Annotated in this window: 6 protein-coding genes; 2 read left to right on the plus strand and 4 right to left on the minus strand. The window is 33.3% G+C overall.

What is annotated here, in order from left to right; translation table 11 throughout:
• Window positions 1-269: DUF1376 domain-containing protein (locus tag ACFIJ0_RS06550; protein ID WP_375644160.1), on the minus strand; the 269-nt coding region annotated here is incomplete at its 3' end.
• Entirely contained in the window at window positions 262-414 is a 153-nt protein-coding gene (locus ACFIJ0_RS06555) for a hypothetical protein (protein ID WP_375644162.1), read from the minus strand. The genes ACFIJ0_RS06555 and ACFIJ0_RS06550, both read right to left, overlap by 8 nt.
• Window positions 415-541: 127 nt before the next feature.
• Between ACFIJ0_RS06555 and ACFIJ0_RS06560 the strand changes: the two genes are divergently transcribed.
• The gene (locus tag ACFIJ0_RS06560) at window positions 542-1,225 is read left to right on the plus strand and encodes a hypothetical protein (RefSeq protein ID WP_375644159.1); all 684 of its coding nucleotides are present in this window, start codon (window positions 542-544) and stop codon (window positions 1,223-1,225) included.
• Here ACFIJ0_RS06560 and ACFIJ0_RS06565 read toward each other — a convergent pair.
• The gene (locus tag ACFIJ0_RS06565; RefSeq protein WP_375644158.1) at window positions 1,212-1,406 is read right to left on the minus strand and encodes a hypothetical protein; all 195 of its coding nucleotides are present in this window, start codon (window positions 1,404-1,406) and stop codon (window positions 1,212-1,214) included. The genes ACFIJ0_RS06560 and ACFIJ0_RS06565 overlap by 14 nt on opposite strands.
• A gap of 18 nt (window positions 1,407-1,424) precedes the next feature.
• The gene (locus ACFIJ0_RS06570; RefSeq protein ID WP_375644156.1) at window positions 1,425-1,730 is read right to left on the minus strand and encodes a helix-turn-helix domain-containing protein; all 306 of its coding nucleotides are present in this window, start codon (window positions 1,728-1,730) and stop codon (window positions 1,425-1,427) included.
• 92 nt (window positions 1,731-1,822) lie between these two features.
• Here ACFIJ0_RS06570 and ACFIJ0_RS06575 point away from each other — a divergent pair, with 92 nt between their 5' ends.
• Window positions 1,823-2,122 carry a helix-turn-helix domain-containing protein gene (locus ACFIJ0_RS06575; protein ID WP_015856266.1) on the plus strand — a complete coding sequence of 100 codons (300 nt, stop codon included), beginning with the start codon at window positions 1,823-1,825 and terminating at the stop codon, window positions 2,120-2,122.
• The last annotated feature ends 285 nt before the right edge of the window (window positions 2,123-2,407 follow it).

A 2,407-nucleotide genomic window follows, 5' to 3' on the forward strand; every position in this document is an offset into this window, starting at 1 on the left:
TCTTCTTCAACGCGCGTATTCCACAATCCATTATCTGTCTCAACAAGTTTATTATTTCTCATGAGATATTCGACAATAGCTGCAAATTTTTTCTGCGAACAATGACAAACGCGTGCAAGCGTTTGAAAATCTGTTTTAAGTGGTTCTTTTTTTTCATACATGCAAACGAGAAGCGTTATATAAACCCCCCGTTGTTCAGATGTCATTCCATTTGTACCACTTATCCAGTCATACAAATGGAATCTTATCCATGGCATTGCATTAGACATGCGCGCCCCCTTCTTTCATTAAATATAAAATTGCTAAAGCATCTGCTTCGTTGTCGTCTTTAAGCGCATGCCCTTTGGAACATATCGCCCAGCCTGTCTTAGTCCCTAGATCAAGACATAAAATGGTTTGTGCGTGAGTGATCATAATCCCCCCCTTAAGGCTCTACGTATTTATATGTGTGTTATGACAGAGCGTGTTGTGATTGCTTGTCTTGAAAAAATGTTTATGAAAAAGTATCGCTCCCAGCGATTCTAAAAAAGTGGGGGGAGTTATGATGCAAGAATGGATAAAGATATTTCTTACAGGTTTTTTGTCATTTATTACATCTCTTTTAGTGGCTCTTATTTTAAGAAATAAAAACCGTAAAGAAGCAGACAAAATCCGCCAAGAAGATTTAGACAATATAGAAAGGCAATTAGAACAGCTAAAAAAACAAGCTGAAGCCGCAAAAGAGCACGTCTCCATTTTATGGGCAGAAAAACAAATACAAGACTTAGGTCCAAAGTTGAAGGTTACTATGAAAGAGTCAACAGCATACAAATATGACAAAGACTTCTTCATAGAGGTAAATGGCATCATAAAAAATCCTACAGAGCAAACAATGAGAATAAATAATTTTCGGTTATATAACGAAAACCCATTTGCGTTTGATAAAGGTGCTCTTTTGGGAAGATATCCAATGCATTTAGAACCAGAAAATGAAAAGTATATACCCTTAAAAAGTCTTTTTGTAGCAGATTTAAAAACACAGGAGATCTTCGATTTTTTTAATTTAGATGCATCTGAAGAAACAGAATTTTCTTTCACAGTTCGCCACCTAAAACCAGATATCGTAAGCACACCAATTTTTATCATTAAACACACTTCATCAAATCATGCAGAGAAAATACTTGAAACTACTTTTTGGCCCAGCTTTTTACTGCCACTCGAGGAGAGTAGTCTCAAAAGCGGTTAATTTTTTCCATTAAATCTTTTTGTGTTTGAATTAAATCTTTTTGTTTACGTATTATGTTTTCCATTATTTCATCTGTCTCTTTTTCATGCGTTTCCGTCGTTTTATAAAAGTAAAAGCCAGCAAAAAACATGATTACATTGACTATAAAAAACACAATCATCGCTGCCAAACCGTAATCCATTCCCATTCCATACCTCACTTATTTTTCTTCATATTGAGATTGCAACATTTCATTTTGTTCACATGGCTTCATGCAAACAGTGGAACCCTTGACAAAAGAAGGCGTTGCTTTTTCTTGTATTGCAGTAGTAACATTTTCTTGATACCAATCACTAGGACTTACATAATTATCCGTAATCTTTGCTATTTGCTTTATTATCCTAGGCTGAGGAAATCTCTTCTTATTTATGTAACGCGCTATTGATGTCTGTGTAACACCTATAGAGGCTGCAAACTCAGCGTAAGTAATATTATTCTTCAATAAATATGATTTTAGCTTAAACATTCCAAAATCATACCATAGTGGTATTTTTAATGCAAGAGATTTTTACCGTATTGGTATTTGAAAGATAAATTTTTTTTTATAGGATAAGAATCATGAATAACTTAAAATTTTTCAGAGAGAAAATGGGCTTAAGCTCTAAAAAGTTAGCTGAATTAGCAGGTACGAGTCAACCACAGATTTTTCGCTTAGAAAATGGTCATCGGAAATTAACAAAAGAATGGGCTATACGTTTAGCGCCTCACTTATCCGTTACCCCTAAACAATTGATGTTTTCAGAACAGGAGACAAATAACTTAGATGCACAAATAGAAGATATGCTCGAACATCTAAGTTATGATAACAAAGTTAAACTTCTTGATCTTCTTTCTTCATTTTATCAAGAAAAGAAATAATAAATTTCTTTTTTCATCCTCTGTTAATTTTTTCCAAAACGCTAATATTTTTTCATCAATCAATAGATTTTTATCCATTATTTCACCCCTTCCAAATATAAAATAAAAAAAATAACCATTTTGGTATTGACTTAATATTACCATAATGGTATAAATATCTCATAAACCACAAACCAACAATTGCCAGAGGCGTTAGGGAGGAGCAATTATGGAAAATCCAATTCTTATAAATTCTGATGAAATTTTATTAGTTGTCTATAATGATGATGATCAAAACATTGGTCG

It is taken from the genome of Bartonella sp. OC68QHHN, assembly GCF_042193875.1.
GTDB lineage: Bacteria > Pseudomonadota > Alphaproteobacteria > Rhizobiales > Rhizobiaceae > Bartonella > Bartonella grahamii_A.

Excerpts from the sequence above, each read along its gene's own strand:
- ACFIJ0_RS06555 (WP_375644162.1), bottom strand. The coding sequence starts at position 414 with ATGATCACTCACGCACAAACCATTTTATGTCTTGATCTAGGGACTAAG.
- ACFIJ0_RS06560 (WP_375644159.1), top strand. The coding sequence starts at position 542 with ATGATGCAAGAATGGATAAAGATATTTCTTACAGGTTTTTTGTCATTT.
- ACFIJ0_RS06565 (WP_375644158.1), bottom strand. The coding sequence starts at position 1,406 with ATGGATTACGGTTTGGCAGCGATGATTGTGTTTTTTATAGTCAATGTA.
- ACFIJ0_RS06570 (WP_375644156.1), bottom strand. The coding sequence starts at position 1,730 with ATGTTTAAGCTAAAATCATATTTATTGAAGAATAATATTACTTACGCT.
- ACFIJ0_RS06575 (WP_015856266.1), top strand. The coding sequence starts at position 1,823 with ATGAATAACTTAAAATTTTTCAGAGAGAAAATGGGCTTAAGCTCTAAA.